12 protein-coding genes are annotated in these 15,520 nt (G+C 72.5%); 6 read left to right on the top strand and 6 right to left on the bottom strand.

The genetic code is table 11. From position 1 onward, the window contains the following. Positions 1 to 49: 49 nt before the first annotated feature. From M8I34_RS10785 to M8I34_RS10760, 6 genes are all read right to left on the bottom strand, one after another. Positions 50 to 916: an SDR family oxidoreductase gene (locus M8I34_RS10785; RefSeq protein ID WP_250049202.1), complete on the bottom strand. Its 867-nt coding sequence runs from the start codon at positions 914 to 916 to the stop codon at positions 50 to 52. A 335-nt stretch (positions 917 to 1,251) separates the two neighbouring features. Continuing rightward, entirely contained in the window at positions 1,252 to 2,346 is a 1,095-nt protein-coding gene (locus M8I34_RS10780) for a 2-oxoacid:ferredoxin oxidoreductase subunit beta (RefSeq protein WP_250049201.1), read from the bottom strand. Further along, positions 2,339 to 4,282, bottom strand: a complete 1,944-nt coding sequence (locus M8I34_RS10775) for a 2-oxoacid:acceptor oxidoreductase subunit alpha (RefSeq protein WP_250049200.1) — start codon at positions 4,280 to 4,282, stop codon at positions 2,339 to 2,341. The genes M8I34_RS10780 and M8I34_RS10775 overlap by 8 nt, the downstream gene beginning before the upstream one ends. A gap of 295 nt (positions 4,283 to 4,577) precedes the next feature. Beyond that, the gene (locus tag M8I34_RS10770; RefSeq protein ID WP_030986072.1) at positions 4,578 to 5,237 is read right to left on the bottom strand and encodes a response regulator transcription factor; all 660 of its coding nucleotides are present in this window, start codon (positions 5,235 to 5,237) and stop codon (positions 4,578 to 4,580) included. A 178-nt stretch (positions 5,238 to 5,415) separates the two neighbouring features. Further along, entirely contained in the window at positions 5,416 to 6,729 is a 1,314-nt protein-coding gene (locus M8I34_RS10765; RefSeq protein WP_250049284.1) for a sensor histidine kinase, read from the bottom strand. A 335-nt stretch (positions 6,730 to 7,064) separates the two neighbouring features. Then, positions 7,065 to 8,336 (bottom strand): sensor histidine kinase, encoded by a 1,272-nt coding sequence (locus M8I34_RS10760; protein ID WP_250049199.1) that lies wholly within the window; start codon positions 8,334 to 8,336, stop codon positions 7,065 to 7,067. A gap of 289 nt (positions 8,337 to 8,625) precedes the next feature. Between M8I34_RS10760 and eccD the strand changes: the two genes are divergently transcribed. The 6 genes from eccD to M8I34_RS10730 all read left to right on the top strand — a co-directional run bounded on the left by eccD (position 8,626) and on the right by M8I34_RS10730 (position 15,495). Further along, positions 8,626 to 9,975: a type VII secretion integral membrane protein EccD gene (gene eccD, locus M8I34_RS10755; RefSeq protein ID WP_250049198.1), complete on the top strand. Its 1,350-nt coding sequence runs from the start codon at positions 8,626 to 8,628 to the stop codon at positions 9,973 to 9,975. Between the two features lie 911 nt (positions 9,976 to 10,886). Further along, a complete protein-coding gene (locus M8I34_RS10750; RefSeq protein WP_250049197.1) occupies positions 10,887 to 11,876 on the top strand; it encodes a hypothetical protein in 990 nt (329 codons plus the stop codon). Between the two features lie 253 nt (positions 11,877 to 12,129). Continuing rightward, the gene (locus M8I34_RS10745; protein ID WP_159481524.1) at positions 12,130 to 12,531 is read left to right on the top strand and encodes an NADH-quinone oxidoreductase subunit A; all 402 of its coding nucleotides are present in this window, start codon (positions 12,130 to 12,132) and stop codon (positions 12,529 to 12,531) included. Then, positions 12,522 to 13,202: an NADH-quinone oxidoreductase subunit B gene (locus M8I34_RS10740; protein WP_250049196.1), complete on the top strand. Its 681-nt coding sequence runs from the start codon at positions 12,522 to 12,524 to the stop codon at positions 13,200 to 13,202. Before M8I34_RS10745 ends, M8I34_RS10740 begins: the two co-directional genes overlap by 10 nt. Further along, a complete protein-coding gene (locus tag M8I34_RS10735; protein WP_250049195.1) occupies positions 13,199 to 14,530 on the top strand; it encodes an NADH-quinone oxidoreductase subunit C in 1,332 nt (443 codons plus the stop codon). Before M8I34_RS10740 ends, M8I34_RS10735 begins: the two co-directional genes overlap by 4 nt. Next, positions 14,527 to 15,495: an NADH-quinone oxidoreductase subunit H gene (locus M8I34_RS10730; protein WP_250049194.1), complete on the top strand. Its 969-nt coding sequence runs from the start codon at positions 14,527 to 14,529 to the stop codon at positions 15,493 to 15,495. Before M8I34_RS10735 ends, M8I34_RS10730 begins: the two co-directional genes overlap by 4 nt. Positions 15,496 to 15,520: the final 25 nt, after the last annotated feature.

Raw genomic sequence — 15,520 nt, 5'->3', positions numbered from 1 at the left:
GGACGGGCGCTTGGGACCGGGGGACGGGCGCTCCGGACCGGGAACCGCTTCAGACGGAAAGCTCCTTCAGCGCCTCCGTGATCGCCTCGGCGGGCGGTGTGGTCGGACGGCCGAGCAGCCCGGACAGCTCGCCGGGGGTCGCGGCCAGCTCGCCGCGGGCGATCCCGGCATCCGCATCGGCGACCATCTGCGCGCCCAGCGCCGGTACGCCCGCCTCGACCATCAGCGCCACATACCGCTCCTGCGGCAGGTCGCGGTACGGGATCTGCCGGCCGGTCTGCCGGGACACCTCGGCCGCGTACTCGGCCATCGTCCAGGCGGTGTCGCCGCTCAGCTCGTACACCGTGTTCTCGTGGCCGCTGCCGGTGAGGACGACAGCGGCCGCCTCGGCGTAGTCCCGGCGCGCGGCGGTGGCCACCCGGCCCTCGCCGGCGCTGCCGACGACGGCGCCGGTCCTCAGGGTGGTGGCGAGCGCACCGGTGTAGTTCTCGTGGTACCAGCCGTTGCGCAGCAGGCAGTACGGCACCCCGGACGCCAGCAGCGCCTGCTCGGTGGCGACGTGCTCCTCGGCGATGGAGAAGGTGGCGCTCGGCCCGCCCAGCACGCTGGTGTACGCCAGCAGCGCGACGCCCGCCTCCCGCGCGGCGTCGATGACGGCGCGGTGCTGGGTCAGGCGCCGCCCCGCCTCGTTCCCCGAGATGAACAGCACCCGGTCGCCGGACGCGAAGACACCCTGGAGCGTCTCGGGCCGGCTGTAGTCCGCGACCTCGACCCCGATACCGCGGGCCGCGAGGCCGGCGGCCTTGGCACGGTCGCGGGCGACCGCGACGATCTCGTCCGGTGCGGTGCGCTTCAGCAGTTCCTCGATGACGAGCCGGCCGAGTGCCCCGGTGGCGCCGGTGACGACGATGCTCATGTCACTACCCCTTGGCGGTTGGAAGCAGCCAGCATGGCACCCGTCCCGGACGCCGTAGAAGGGACGCGGGGCGGAACGGCGGGCGTGGGCCGGTATCCAGGGCGCCGGCGGGGCGGCCGGCAGGCCGGTGGCCTCGCCCGGAGCGGCCGCGCGGCAAGCCGGAAACGCGAGCGGGTGCCCGTATGGGGTGCCGGAAACGCCGGCGGGTGCCCGTACGGGGACGCCATAAGACGTTCCCGTACGGGCACCCGCGGACGATCCGGTGGATCCTCAGGGCCTCCCCGTGCGGCGGCCGGCCCGGGAAACCGCTGCCGGTTTCCGCCGTGGAGCGACCGTCAGCCGACGACCGTCCAGGTGTCGCTGCCGGTCAGCAGGGCGGCGAGGTCGCCCTTGCCCTTCTGCTCGATGGCGTCGTCGAGCTGGTCGGACATCAGGGTGTCGTAGACCGGCCGGCCGACGCTGCGGAGGACCCCGATGGGGGTGTGGTGCAGGGTGTCGGCGTCGGCGAGCCGGGAGAGGGCGAAGGCCGTGGTGGGCGAGGGGTTGTGCGCGTCGTGCACCAGCACGCCGCCCGTGCCCTCCTCCCGTACGTCGATGACCTTGAGGTCGCCGGTGGCCGGGTCGCGGACCACGCCCTTGGAGCCGAAGCCGTCCGGGGCCAGGGCGCCGAAGCGGATCGGCTGCCCGTGCTCCAGGCGGATGACGGCCTCCTCGGCCTGGTCCTTGTCCTTGAGGGCCTCGAAGGCGCCGTCGTTGAAGATGTTGCAGTTCTGGTAGATCTCCACCAGCGCCGTACCGGGATGGGCGGCGGCCTCGCGCAGCACCGAGGTGAGGTGCTTGCGGTCGGAGTCGACGGTGCGGGCGACGAAGGACGCCTCGGCGCCGAGGGCCAGCGAGACCGGGTTGAACGGGGCGTCCAGCGAACCCATGGGCGTCGACTTGGTGATCTTGCCGACCTCGGAGGTGGGGCTGTACTGGCCCTTCGTCAGACCGTAGATCCGGTTGTTGAACAGCAGGATCTTGAGGTTGACGTTGCGCCGCAGGGCGTGGATGAGGTGGTTGCCGCCGATGGAGAGCGCGTCGCCGTCGCCGGTGACGACCCATACGGACAGATCGCGCCGGGAGGACGCCAGGCCGGTGGCGATGGCGGGCGCGCGGCCGTGGATGGAGTGCATCCCGTAGGTGTTCATGTAGTACGGGAAGCGGGAGGAGCAGCCGATGCCGGAGACGAAGACGATGTTCTCCTTGGCCAGGCCGAGCTCGGGCATGAAGCCCTGTACGGCGGCAAGGACGGCGTAGTCACCGCAGCCGGGGCACCAGCGCACTTCCTGGTCGGACTTGAAGTCCTTCATGGATTGCTTGGCGTCGGCCTTGGGCACCAGGGAGAGCGCCTCGATCTGCGAGGACCCCTCCGCGATCGTCTCAGTCATTGATGGCCTCCTTAAAGACCTCCGCAAGCTGCTCGGCCTTGAACGGCATTCCGCTGACCTGGGTGTGCGAGCGCGCGTCGACGAGGTACTTGGCGCGCAGCAGAGTGGCGAGCTGTCCGAGGTTCATCTCCGGCACGATCACCTTGTCGTAACGCGCCAGGACCTCGCCGAGATTCCGCGGGAAGGGGTTGAGGTGCCGCAGATGCGCCTGGGCGATGCGCTCCCCGGCGCCCCGCACCCGCCGTACCGCCGCGGTGATCGGCCCGTAGGTCGACCCCCAGCCCAGTACGAGGGTCCCGGCGCCCCGGCCGCTGTCGTCGGCGGGGTCGTCGACCTCGAGGTCGGGGACGTCGACGCCGTCGACCTTCGCCTGGCGGGTGCGCACCATGAAGTCGTGGTTGGCCGGGTCGTAGGAGATATTGCCCGTGCCGTCCTGCTTCTCGATGCCGCCGATACGGTGCTCCAGGCCCGGCGTGCCCGGCACCGCCCAGGGCCGGGCCAGCGTCTGCTCATCACGCTTGTACGGCCAGAACACCTCGGTGCCGTCCGCCTGCTGATGGTTGGGGCCCGAGGCGAACTGGACCCGCAGATCCGGCAGTTCGTTGACATCGGGGATCCGCCACGGCTCCGAACCGTTGGCCAGATAGCCGTCGGAGAGCAGGAAGACCGGGGTGCGGTAGGCCAGCGCGATCCGGGCCGCCTCCAGCGCCGCATCGAAGCAGTCCGCGGGCGTCTTCGGCGCCACGATCGGCACCGGCGCCTCACCGTTGCGCCCGTACATCGCCTGGAGCAGATCCGCCTGCTCGGTCTTCGTCGGCAGTCCCGTCGACGGCCCGCCGCGCTGGATGTCCACGATCAGCAGCGGCAGTTCCAGACTGACCGCCAGACCGATCGTCTCCGACTTCAGCGCCACACCGGGCCCCGAGGTGGTCGTCACCGCCAGCGCACCGCCGAACGCGGCACCCAGCGCCGCACCGATCCCGGCGATCTCGTCCTCCGCCTGGAACGTGCGCACGCCGAAGTTCTTGTGCTTGGACAGTTCGTGCAGGATGTCGGAGGCCGGGGTGATCGGGTAGGAGCCCAGGTACAGCGGCAGATCCGCTTGCCGGCCCGCCGCGATCAGGCCGTAGGACAGCGCGAGGTTCCCGGAGATATTGCGGTAGGTGCCGGTCGGGAAGGCCTTCGTCGCCGGTGCGACCTCGTAGGAGACGGCGAAATCCTCCGTCGTCTCACCGAAGTTCCACCCCGCCCGGAAGGCCGTGACATTCGCCTCCGCGATCTCCGGCTTCTTCGCGAACTTCGTCCGCAGGAACTTCTCGGTGCCCTCGGTCGGCCGGTGGTACATCCACGACAGCAGACCCAGCGCGAACATGTTCTTGCTGCGCTCGGCCTCCTTGCGGGAGAGCCCGAACTCCTTGAGCGCCTCGATCGTCAGCGTGGTCAGCGGCACCGGATGGACGTTGTAGGCCTCCAGCGACCCGTCCTCCAGCGGACTGGTCGCATAGCCCACCTTCGCCATCGGGCGCTTGGTGAACTCATCCGTGTTCACGATGATGTCCGCGCCCCGCGGCACATCCGCGAGATTCGCCTTCAGCGCGGCCGGGTTCATCGCCACCAGCACATTCGGCGCGTCGCCGGGCGTGAGGATGTCATGGTCGGCGAAGTGCAGCTGGAAGCTGGAGACGCCCGGCAGGGTTCCGGCGGGGGCGCGGATCTCGGCGGGGAAATTCGGCAGCGTCGACAGGTCGTTGCCGAACGACGCGGTCTCGGACGTGAACCGGTCGCCGGTGAGCTGCATACCGTCACCGGAGTCGCCGGCGAACCGGATGATCACACGGTCAAGGCGTCGGACTTCCTTGCCTTCACCGGAAGCGCGCTGCTCCCCGACAAGCGCTGCGTCGGTCTGCTCGGCTGGGCTACTGACCTGGCTGGTCACTGCTTCGGACCTCCCTCGAGGGGTGCGGCGTCCCCGCCCGGAGGCAGGGCTCGGGACGTGTCATACCGACCGGTTGTCCCATAACCATCGTACGTGGGTAAGGGTGGCCTTCCCTGGATAGTTCGCATGCTGGACGTCAACCCGAGACACCGATCTGGTGTGTTTTGTCATGAAATCATCGCCCCCGTGACCCCCTCTTCATGACGCTCCGGACTCGTCCCTTGGTTCTACGACCAAAGTCCTGGACCTCGGTGGAAAACACCTCGGGCCACCCATCTGACAGAGTGTCAGGTGGTCAGGAGTTCAGATAGGTGAGGACTGCCAGCACCCTGCGGTGATCCCCGTCACTCTGCGACAGGCCCAGTTTCAGGAAGATATTGCTGACGTGCTTCTCGACCGCGCCGTCGCTGACCACCAGCTGCCGGGCGACCGCGGAGTTCGTCCGGCCCTCGGCCATCAGGCCCAGCACCTCCCGCTCCCGCGGCGTCAGATTCGCCAGCACATCCTGCTTACGGCTGCGGCCCAGCAGCTGCGCCACCACCTCCGGGTCCAGCGCGGTCCCGCCCCCGGCGACCCGGACCACCGCGTCGACGAACTCCCGCACCTCGGCCACCCGGTCCTTGAGCAGATAGCCGATGCCCCGGCTCGACCCGGCCAGCAGCTCCGTCGCGTACTGCTCCTCGACGTACTGCGACAGCACCAGCACCCCGAGGCCGGGGTGGTCCCGGCGCAGCCGGATCGCGGCCCGCACCCCTTCGTCGGTGTGCGTCGGCGGCATCCGTACGTCCGCCACCACCACATCCGGCAGGGCCCCCTCGTCCGCCAGCTCCCCGATCGTCTTGATCAGCGCCTCGGCGTCCCCCACGCCTGCCACGACCTCGTGCCCCCGGTCGGTGAGCAGCCGGGTCAGGCCCTCCCGGAGCAGCACCGAGTCCTCGGCGATGACCACCCGCACCTTGTCCTCCACGGCTCAGATTCCCCCATGCCTCATCGCATCCCGCCCCTACCGGCCTCCAGCATCCCAGCATCCGGACGGCGGCGCGGCGGATGAGGGGGATCGGGGGACGAGGAAGGGTGGGGGAGAGGGAAGGCGAGGGGGAAGACGAGGGGAGAGGCGCCCGGCGGCTTCGCGGTCACCCGCGCCACGGCAGCTCGGCGGTGATGCGGGTCGGGCCGCCGACCGGGGAGTCCACCAGCAGCAGGCCGTCGACGGCATCGAGCCGTTCGGCGAGACCGGCCAGGCCGGAGCCCGCTTCGGTGTGCGCGCCGCCCCGGCCGTTGTCGGAGACCAGCACCATGACCCGGTCCGCGGTGCGCCAGACGTCCAGCGTCGCGCTGGTGGCCCGGGCATGCCGGGAGACGTTCTGGAGCAGCTCGGAGGCGGTGAAGTACGCGATGCCCTCGATGGCCGCGGCCGGCCGGTGGTCCAGGTCCACGGTCACGGTCACCGGAACCGTGCACCGCGCGGACAGTGCGGACAGCGCGGGACCCAGACCCCGGTCGGTGAGGATCGCCGGGTGGATGCCGCGGGCCAGATCCCGCAGCTCCTGGAGCGCGATCTTCACCTCGCCGTGTGCCTCGTCCACCATCTTCGCGGCGGCCTCCGGATCCTCCGCCAGCTTCTCCCTGGCCAGCCCCAGGTCCATGGCGAGCGAGACCAGCCGGGCCTGAGCGCCGTCGTGCAGATCGCGCTCGATGCGGCGCAGATCGGCCGCCGCGGTGTCCACCACCACCCCGCGGTCCGACTCCAGCTGCGAGACCCGGGTGGCGAGGAGGGAGGGCCCCAGCAGCCCGTGGACCATGACCCGGTCCAGCTGGGTCAGACCGTGGATCACCCACGGCCCGGCCAGCACCAGCAGCAGCCCGGCCCCGCTGGTGACCACGATGTCCGCCGGGGCGTCGAGATAGAGGCCGTTGCCGTGGCCGTCACCCCACATCTGGATGCCCGGCTGGTCGAGGTACGCGGGGAAGGTCCACCGCCACAGGGGGTAGGCCAGCAGTCCCCAGCCGAGGGTCCAGAACGTCACCGAGAAGATGAAGGAGAAGAGCGCCCACGGGAAGTGCAGCAGGGAGTAGAGAAGGTGCCGCCAGGACGCCCCGCTCTTCAGCACCGCCCCGACCCACCCCATCAGGCTCGGCTTGGACGGACGGACGGGCTCCGGATCGGCGACGTCCAGCCCCAGCAGCGCGCGGGCCCGTAGGCGCTCCAGACCGCCCAGCGCACGACTGCCGGCCAGACCGCCCGCCAGCACCGGGATGCCCAGGAACGTGACCAGCAGGCCGGCGCCCAGCGCGATCACCACGATCGCGTAGGTGAACATCACGATGGACATCGGGAGGCTGAGGAGGAGGTACAGGAACTCCCGCCAGGTGCGCCCGGAGAACGGGGCGCGCAGCCCCACGGGCACACGGGAGCCGCGGGGAGGGGGTGCGTATGCGGTGTCCATCGTCTCGTCGTCCGTTTCTGCCGGATGCGGCCCATGGGTACGGCCCATGGATACGGCCCATGGATACGGCCACGGGTGCGGCCATGGATGCGGCCCAGGTCTCTGTCGGATCCGCTGCCCGAACTGCCAGGCCGTGCGGCTTCTTCCGCTCCGACAAGGGTCCGCGCCCGGCGCCCTCCGCACCATGAGGGTCTTCGCAGTCTTCGCCTGGGGTTTTCCCCACCCCCGGGCCGGTGGCCGGCACCACCCCCGCCTCCCCGGCCCAGGCCGCCCGGCCGGACACGCGGCCGGCCGGACACGCGGCCGGCCGGACACCCGCCCGGGCGGACGACCCGTCAGCGGCCCTTGGCCCCCGCCTTTGTCCCCGCCCCCGTCCCCGCCCTTGATCCCGTCCCCGTCCCCGTCCGCGACTCCGCCCGCGCCCGCCACGGCACCTCCGCCGTCACCCGCGTGGGCCCGCCCACCGGAGAATCCAGCACGAACAGGCCGTCCACCGACCCCAGCCGCTCGGCGAGCCCGGCCATCCCGCTGCCGCCGTCCAGCCGCGCCCCGCCCCGCCCGTCATCCGTCACCTGGATCAGCAGCCGGCCCTTCGCCCGCCACACCTCGACGGACGCCTGTCGCGCCGCGCTGTGCTTGGAGATGTTCTGAAGCAGCTCGGACACCGTGAAATAGACGATGCCCTCGATGGCGGGCGCCGGCCGCTCGTCCAGGTCCACGGCAGTGGTGGCGGGCACCGTGCAGCGCCCGGCCAGCGAAGCCAGGGCAGGCCCCAGCCCGCGGTCGGTGAGGATCGCCGGATGGATGCCCCGGGCCAGATCCCGCAGCTCCTGAAGCGCCAGCTTCACCTCGCCGTGCGCCTCGTCCACCATGGCCGCCACGCTTTCGTCGGTCCGGCCCTCCAGCAGCTTCTCCTTCGCCAGGCCGAGCCCCATGGCGAGCGCCACGAGCCGGGCCTGTGCGCCGTCGTGCAGATCCCGTTCGATGCGCCGCAGGTCGGCCGCCGCCGTGTCGGTGACCGTCACCCGGTCCGACTCCAGCTCGGCGATCCGCCGCTCCAGTTCGTCGGACGGCGAGAGCAGGCCGCGCACCATCGCCCGGTCCACGTTGGACAGCCAGCGCGCCACCCACGGCAGCGCCGGCCACGCCGCGAACAGCGAGGCGACGACGACCGTGAACGTGAGGACGACCCACGGCAGCCGGATGGACGCGAACAACGCATGCCGCCAGGCGACCGGATCCTTCAGACAGGCCCACACCCGGGGCAGGAACCCTTCCTCCCGGGCCCGCAGCGGACTCGGTTCCGGTATCCGCACCCCGAGCAGCGCCCGCGCCCGCGCCCGTTCCAGCCGCCCGTAGACCCGGCACGCCCCCAGGCCGCTCGCCAGCAGCGGCAGCCCGATCACGGTGACGGCCAGCCCGGCCCCGAGCGCCAGCCAGATCACCAGGACCAGGAACCCGGTGATGCCCAACGGGAGATTGGACAGCAGGTACGCGATCTCCCGCCACGTCCTGCCGCTGAGCGGCCCTCGGGGAGGCGGCAATGAGACGCCGTCAGCGGCGTCATCAGCGGCATCAGCTGCACTGGGTCGGGAACTTTCCGTCATGCGCCCAGCCTGCCCGGCCGCCGCTCCGTGTGCCATGGGGTGGCTGGGGTGGTGGGGGTGGGGTTTTCCCCACCATCCGCTGTCGTTTGCCCCACCCTCCGCCGTCGGCCGTGCTGGACACCGCGTCGGAGGCGGGCCGTATCGTGTCGCGAGAGGCAACGGGAAGGGGGGAGCGGGCCGTGGAGTGTGCCGGTTGCGTGGGGTGGCCGTTCATCGCCGGCAGGACGGCCGACGGTCCGCGGGCCCCCGGAGCACGTACAACTGGCAGCAACGCAGGGGCCGCGTCGGCATGGTGAGTGTGAGTTCGGGGATGGATCCGGGGGCCGCGTCGCGCACCGCCCTCGGCCGGGTGACCCTCGTGGGCGAGCGGCGGCGGGTCGAGCTCGTGCTCCCCGCGCAGGAACCCCTCGGTGTGCTGCTGCCCGACATTCTGCGGCTGTTCGGCGCCCGGCCCGGTGAAGGGCCGTCGCCGCGGCGGCTGGTGACCGCGGACGGGTCGGTGCTGTCGCAGGACGACTCGCTGGCTTCGGCGCAGGTGCCCGACGGCTCGGTGCTGCGCCTCGTACGGGAGCACGAGGCGTCGGCGGCGCCGGTCGCGCACGACCCCATGGATGAGGCCGTCGACGATCTGGACCTGCGCACCCGGCGCTGGGACGAGCGGAGCCGGACGTGGACGGCCGGTGCGGCGAGCGTGCTGTTGGCGCTGGTCGCCGGGGCCGCGGCGGCCAGTTGGTACGGGGCGGGCCCGGCCGCGCTCTGGCTCGGTGTCGCCGGTGTGCTCGCCGCGGCCGTGGGAGCTGCCGGCGCACGGCTCGGACGGCGTTCGCTGGGCACCACACTGCTCGTTGCGGGCGGCGCGCTCGGCGCGTTCGCCTCCTGGCAGGCCGCCTCGACCGACACGGTGCGGCTGGCGGCCGTGGGACTGACCGTCGCGGCCGCGCTCGCTCTGCTCGGGGTCTGCACGGAGCTGGGCCGCGGTGGACTCGTCGGCGCGGCGACGGTCGCGCTCGCGGTGGGAGCCTGGGAGGCCGGGCTGGCGCTGACCGACGCGGCCGGTACGGGAGTCGCGCTCGGTGTGCTGTCGGTGCTGGTGCTGGGCCGGCTGCCCCGACTGGCCTTGACGGCGGCCGGGTTGACCCGGCTCGACGACCAGCGGTCCGGCGGCACTCCGGTGAGCCGTCACCAGGTGGTGACGGCCCTCGGCGCCACTCATCGCGGTCTCGCGCCGGCCACCGTCGCCATGGCGGTGTCCGCGGGCGCGGCGGGCATGCTGGCCGCCGGCCGCGGTGACGGCTGGTCGGTCGCTGCCGCGGCCCTGCTGTGCGTGGTGACGCTTTCGCGCGCACGCGCCTATCCCCTGACGGCCGAGGTCGTCGCCCTGTTGGCGGCCGGTACGGCCGTGGGGGTGTGTCTGGCGCTGCGGTGGGCGGCGGGCGCGGGGGACCCCTCGGGCGCGCTCGCCGCGCTGTGCGTGCTGGCGGTGCTTCCGCTGGTGGTGCTCGCGGTACGGGTGCCCGAGCACGTTCAGGTCAGGCTGCGCCGGCTGATGAACCTCGTCGAGTCGGTCAGCGTGGTGGCGCTGATCCCGGTCGCCCTCGGGGCGTTCGGGGTCTACAGCCGGCTGCTGCACACGCTCTGAACCGGAAAGGCGGCCGCGGGATCATGTCGGCAGAGGGATCAGCAGATGGATCAAAAGGATCGAGCGGGCCAGGTGGACCGGTGCAACCAGGTGGACCGGTACAAGGGGACTGGCAGCACGATCTGCTGCGCGAGCTCGGCGGCGCGGCGATGACGCCGGGAACGTCCGTGGGGTCGGACGGCCCGGCGGGCGGTGTAGAGGGCGGCCCGGCCACGCCCGGCTCCGCGGACGCGCCTGGGGGAGCCGCGGGCATCCCTGTGGAAGCCACGCCCGCGTCTGTGGAAGCCACGCTCCCTCCCGTGGACCTCACGTCCGCGCCCGCGGAAGCGTCCGTGTGGGACACGCCGGTGCCGACGAGGGTGCAGCCGGCCGTGCCGGATACGGCGGCCGCGCCCGTAGGAACCGCCCCGGCTTCCGCGTACTCCGCGCACTCCGCCACGTTGGGCCACAGCGGTGTGGCGTACCCATCGGGCCACAGTGGCGCGGTGTACCCGCCGGGACCTGGTGGCGCGGTGTATCCGCCCGGACCCGGCGGTGCGGTGTACCCGCCGGCGCCCTCCGCTCCGCCGCAGACACCGGACCCCGCTGCCCTACGGGCCGGCGCTCCGGGCGCCCCTGCCGCCCCCGGACCCATGCCCGCTTCCGGGCCCATGCCCGCCGCGGGCCCGCCGCCGCCCGCTTCCGGCCCCATGCCCGCTGCCGCTCCGACGCCACAGCCCGTACCGGAACCGGCCCCTACGCCGGCCACACCGGCCACCCACGTCGCGTCGGCTTCGCAGGCCACACCGGCCGCCCACGTCGCGTCGACTTCGCACGCCACACCGGCCGCCCACATCGCGTCGGCGCCCCACGCCCCACAGGCGCCCCACCCCACGCCGCCCCCGTCCACCGCTGCGGTCCCTTCCGCTCGCGTGCACACGCCCACCCCCGTACGCCGGTCCGGTCCCACCCCCGTCTCGGTACCGCTGATGCCGCCCGAGCTGGACGCGCTGCGGTCCAAGCCGCGGCACGGGGAGTCCGTCGCCCAGCGCGCGGGGCGGGCCGTCCGGCGGGCGATCGCGTCCTCGCCCGCGGCGGAGACCGCCTCCGTCACGCAGACCGCGTACGCCATCCAGCAGCCGGTGACCACAGGCCGGCAGATCTCCGTGTCGAGCATCCGGGGCGGCGCGGGCAAGTCCACCGTCGCCGCGCTGCTGGCCCTCACCTACGCGCACTACCGCGCCGATCCGGTGCTGGCGATCGAGGCCGATCCGGCGCTCGGCACGCTGCCGCACCGGCTGGGTGCGCGGGAGGTGCGCTGGTCGGGCACGGACCTGGCGCAGATCGTGGATCCGTCGATGCTGATCACGGACCTCACGGGCTATCTGATTCCGTTCCCCGGTGGCGGCTGGCTGCTGCCCGGCAGCCAGGGCGCCATCGGGACGCGGCTGGACATCGACACCTACCGGGTGGTGATGACCTCACTGCGCCGGTACTTCGCGACCACCGTCGTGGACTGCGAGACGCTGCCCGCCGAGGTGGCGCGTACCGCGCTGGTGACGACACAGGCGCGGGTGCTGGTCTCCCCGGCGACCCCGGAGGGAGTGGCGGCCACCCGCTCGGTACTGGACTGGGTCGGTGGGCTCCACCCCGGAATGCTGCCGACGACGGTGGTGGTCCTCAGCCATGTGTCACCCGATTCCGGACTGGACCTGCGCAAGGCCACCGAGCATCTGGGCATCGGCGGCGCGACGGTCCTGCCGCTTCCGTACGACCGCCATCTCGCGGCCGGCGGCGCGATCCGTACGGAGCTGCTCGGCGAGCGGACGTTGCAGGCGGCGGCGAGGATCGCGGCCGAGGCGATGAACCGGGCGGTCTCCCGCGGGCCGGGCCGGCAGCGTACGGGCGGTGCGCCCCGGTGACCGTCCGCAGGGTGCGCGCGTGCCCGTGCCACCGCCCGTGCCACCCACCCCGTGCGTCCGGTCCGTGAGACACCTGCTGAGACAAACGGCCCCGCCGTCCACGCTCCCGGCCGCCCAGGTAGGCCTAAGTAGGGACAAGCTCACCATCGGCGACGATGCGGCTTCTCAGGGCGGTCGGGCCAGGGCCTAGACTCCCATCCGTACAGATCGTCGAAGTCGTTGAACAAGCGCAGTCAGGGAGCGAGGGGCGGACGTGCCGGACGCGACCGTACGCACCACTGTCGCCGCGGACTATTTCCAGGGCTACTCGGTCGTCGGGATCATCGCCGTGATCGGCGTGCTCTTCGTCGCGGTGGCCTTCGGGGCCGGGCGGCTGCTGCGGCCTGTCGTGCCGACGCCCGAGAAGCTGCTGACGTATGAGTGCGGCGTGGACCCGGTCGGCGAGGGCTGGGCGCACACCCAGGTCCGCTATTACGTGTACGCCTTCCTCTACGTCATCTTCGCCGTCGACTCGATCTTCCTTTTCCCTTGGGCGACGATCTTCGCCGCACCCGGTTTCGGCGGTGTGACGCTCGTGGAGATGTTCATCTTCCTGGGCTTCCTCACCATCGGCCTGCTCTACGCATGGAAGAAGGGCGTCCTGGAATGGACGTGACCCCCGCTCGGCACACCTCCGCGGCCACGCCCGAGGACGCCGCCCCGCAGTACCTGCCGGAACCGCGGCGCCTGGGGACCCTGTCCCGGCTCGCGCCCGAACCGATGAAGGTGGTCCTCAACTGGGGCCGCCGCTACAGCCTGTGGGTCTTCAACTTCGGCCTCGCCTGCTGCGCCATCGAGTTCATCGCCGCGTCCATGGCGCGGCACGACTTCATCCGGCTCGGCGTGATCCCCTTCGCGCCCGGTCCCCGCCAGGCCGACCTGATGGTCGTCTCCGGCACGGTCACCGACAAGATGGCGCCCGCGGTCAAGCGGCTCTACGAGCAGATGCCCGAGCCGAAGTACGTCATCTCCTTCGGGGCCTGCTCCAACTGCGGCGGCCCCTACTGGGATTCGTACTCGGTCACCAAGGGCGTCGACCAGATCATCCCGGTGGACGTGTACGTCCCCGGCTGCCCGCCGCGTCCGGAGGCGCTGCTCCAGGGCATCCTCAAGCTCCAGGAGAAGATCGCGCGCGAGTCGCTGGGGGAGCGGTACGCGAAGGGCGGCGCGGCCCGGCCGTCCGCGGCCGCGCTGCGCAGCGGGCTGGTCCCGCCGCCCGCGCCCAAGACGGCGGATGCGCCCGAGGCGGCGGACGCCTCGAAGGCGCCGGGGGAGGAGCCCCGATGAGCGAGCAGCCGGAGCAGCAGGCGGAGACCCCCGCGCCACAGTCCGAGCAGCCGGAACAGCCCGAGCAGCCCGTCGCCGAGCCCGTTGTCGGCTGGCTGCCGCGGCCCGCGAGCGAGATCTTCGGTACGGGGTCCACGGCGGAGCTGGCGTACGACGCCCTGACCGTCGACGTCCCCGCGGACGGCTGGCTCACCGCGCTGACGGCCGCCCGCGACGACCTGGGCTGCACCTACTTCGACTGGCTGAGCGCCGTCGACGAGCCCGGCACCGGCTTCCTGGTCTGTGCCCACCTCGCCGACGTGGCACGGCCCGGCACCGTCCACCGGCTGATCGTGCGGACGACCGTGCCGCACGAGACGGCCGTGCTGCCCACCGCCGTGGGCGTCTACGCGGGCGCGGGCTGGCACGAGCGGGAGACCCACGAGATGTTCGGCGTGGACTTCACCGGCCATCCGCACCTCGTACCGCTGCTGCTCCCGGACGGCTTCGAGGGGCACCCGCTGCGCAAGGACTTCGTGCTGGCGGCGCGGGTCGCCAAGGCGTGGCCGGGGGCCAAGGAACCAGGGGAGTCCGAGCACGGCGGGCCCAAGCGCCGCCAGATGCTGCCCCCCGGCGTCCCGGACCCGAACGAATGGGGCCCGCTGAAGGGCCAGCTGCCGCCGGCGCCCGCACGCCCGGCGCGGGGTGCGCGTGCGGCAGGTGGTGCACGCGCGGCCGGTGGTGCCGGTGCGGCCGCCGGTGAGCGTCCGGCGCGGCGTACGCGGACCGCGGGCGCGGGCTCGGCCGGCCAGCAGGCGGCGGAGACGACCGGGACCCCCGCGGCGGAGACTCCCGCGGCCGAGGCACGTCCCGAGCGGGCGGAGCGCCCGGCCCGGCGTACGCGGTCGGCGAGCGAGGGTTCGGCCGGACAGCGGCGCGCGGCGGAGGCGTCCGCGACCGAGGAGACTCCTGAGGCGGCCTCGCCCAAGGGGACCGCTGAGGCGCCCTCCCCGAAGGAGGTCCCGGCGACGGAGACCCCGTCCAAGGAAGCCCCGGCGACGGAAACCCCGGCAGCCCCCGCGAAGGAGGCGGCCCCGCGCTCCTCGGACGCGCCCTGGCACCACGCCCGTCCCGCCTTCGACGAGCCGGAGCAGCCGGACAGCAAGGCAGCGCCGGAGGAGACCAAGGCAGCGCCCGGGAAGAAGGCCGAGCAGGAGCCCACGGCCGAGCAGGAGCCCACGGCCGCACCGGAACCCGCCCCCGAGCCGAAACCGGACGCCGCCCCGGACCCCGCCCCCGGGCCTGAGCAGGACACCCCCCAAGACCCGGCAGGAGGCGACACCCCGTGAGCGACGCTTTCGACATCGCGCTGCGCCTCGTCGCCGTCTTCGTCGTCTTCCTGGTCTTCCCCCTGGTCATCGGGCAGACCGAGCACAAGGTCATGGCCCATATGCAGGGCCGGCTGGGCCCGATGTACGCGGGTGGGTTCCACGGCTGGGCACAGCTCGTCGCCGACGGTGTGAAGTTCGCGCAGAAGGAGGACATCGTTCCGGCCGGCGCCGACCGGCGGATCTTCCAGCTCGCGCCCGCCGTCGCGCTGCTGCCGTACCTCCTGGTCCTGGTCGCCATCCCGATAGGCCCGCACAACGCCGTGGGACAGGCCCTGGACGCGGGCATCTTCTTCGTCCTCGCCGTCATGGGCGTCGGCGTGCTCGGCTCGCTGATGGCGGGCTGGGCCTCGGCCAACAAGTTCTCGCTGCTCGGCGGTCTGCGGACGGCCGCGCAGCTGCTCGCGTACGAGCTGCCGATGCTGCTCGCGGCGGCCTCCGTCGCGATGGCGGCCGGCACGCTCTCGCTGCCGGGCATCATCGAGGCCTTCCACTGGTGGTGGGTGCCGTGGCAGATCGTCGGCGGCGTGGTCTTCTTCACCGCGGGGCTCGCCGAGCTGCAACGGCCGCCGTTCGACATGCCGGTCGCCGACTCGGAGATCATCTTCGGTGCGTACACCGAGTACACCGGACTGCGCTTCGCGCTCTTCCTGCTCGCCGAGTACGCCGGCATCGTCGTCCTCTGCGCCCTGACCTCCGTCCTCTTCCTCGGCGGCTGGCACGGCCCGTTCGGCGGCGACGGCCTGGGCTGGCTGTGGACGCTGGTGAAGACCGTGATCCTCGCCTTCGTCGTCATCTGGCTGCGGGTGACCTACCCGCGGCTGCGTGAGGACCAGCTGCAAAAGCTCGCCTGGACGGTCCTCATCCCGCTCGCCCTCGCCCAGATCGCCCTCACCGGCGTCGTCAAGGTGGTGATCTCGTCGTGAGCTTCCCCGGTTCCGGTCTCGCCAA

This window comes from Streptomyces sp. MCA2 (assembly GCF_023544705.1).
Classification (GTDB): Bacteria; Actinomycetota; Actinomycetes; order Streptomycetales; family Streptomycetaceae; genus Streptomyces; species Streptomyces decoyicus.
Note: the sequence above shows the minus strand (reverse complement) of the source record. Positions and strands in the feature narration are given on the sequence as shown.

What these genes read in the sequence shown, in the direction of transcription:
- M8I34_RS10785 (WP_250049202.1), bottom strand. Translation starts at nt 916, where the DNA reads ATGAGCATCGTCGTCACCGGCGCCACCGGGGCACTCGGCCGGCTCGTC.
- M8I34_RS10780 (WP_250049201.1), bottom strand. Translation starts at nt 2,346, where the DNA reads ATGACTGAGACGATCGCGGAGGGGTCCTCGCAGATCGAGGCGCTCTCC.
- M8I34_RS10765 (WP_250049284.1), bottom strand. Translation starts at nt 6,729, where the DNA reads ATGGACACCGCATACGCACCCCCTCCCCGCGGCTCCCGTGTGCCCGTG.
- M8I34_RS10760 (WP_250049199.1), bottom strand. Translation starts at nt 8,336, where the DNA reads ATGACGGAAAGTTCCCGACCCAGTGCAGCTGATGCCGCTGATGACGCC.
- eccD (WP_250049198.1), top strand. Translation starts at nt 8,626, where the DNA reads ATGGTGAGTGTGAGTTCGGGGATGGATCCGGGGGCCGCGTCGCGCACC.
- M8I34_RS10740 (WP_250049196.1), top strand. Translation starts at nt 12,522, where the DNA reads ATGGACGTGACCCCCGCTCGGCACACCTCCGCGGCCACGCCCGAGGAC.
- M8I34_RS10735 (WP_250049195.1), top strand. Translation starts at nt 13,199, where the DNA reads ATGAGCGAGCAGCCGGAGCAGCAGGCGGAGACCCCCGCGCCACAGTCC.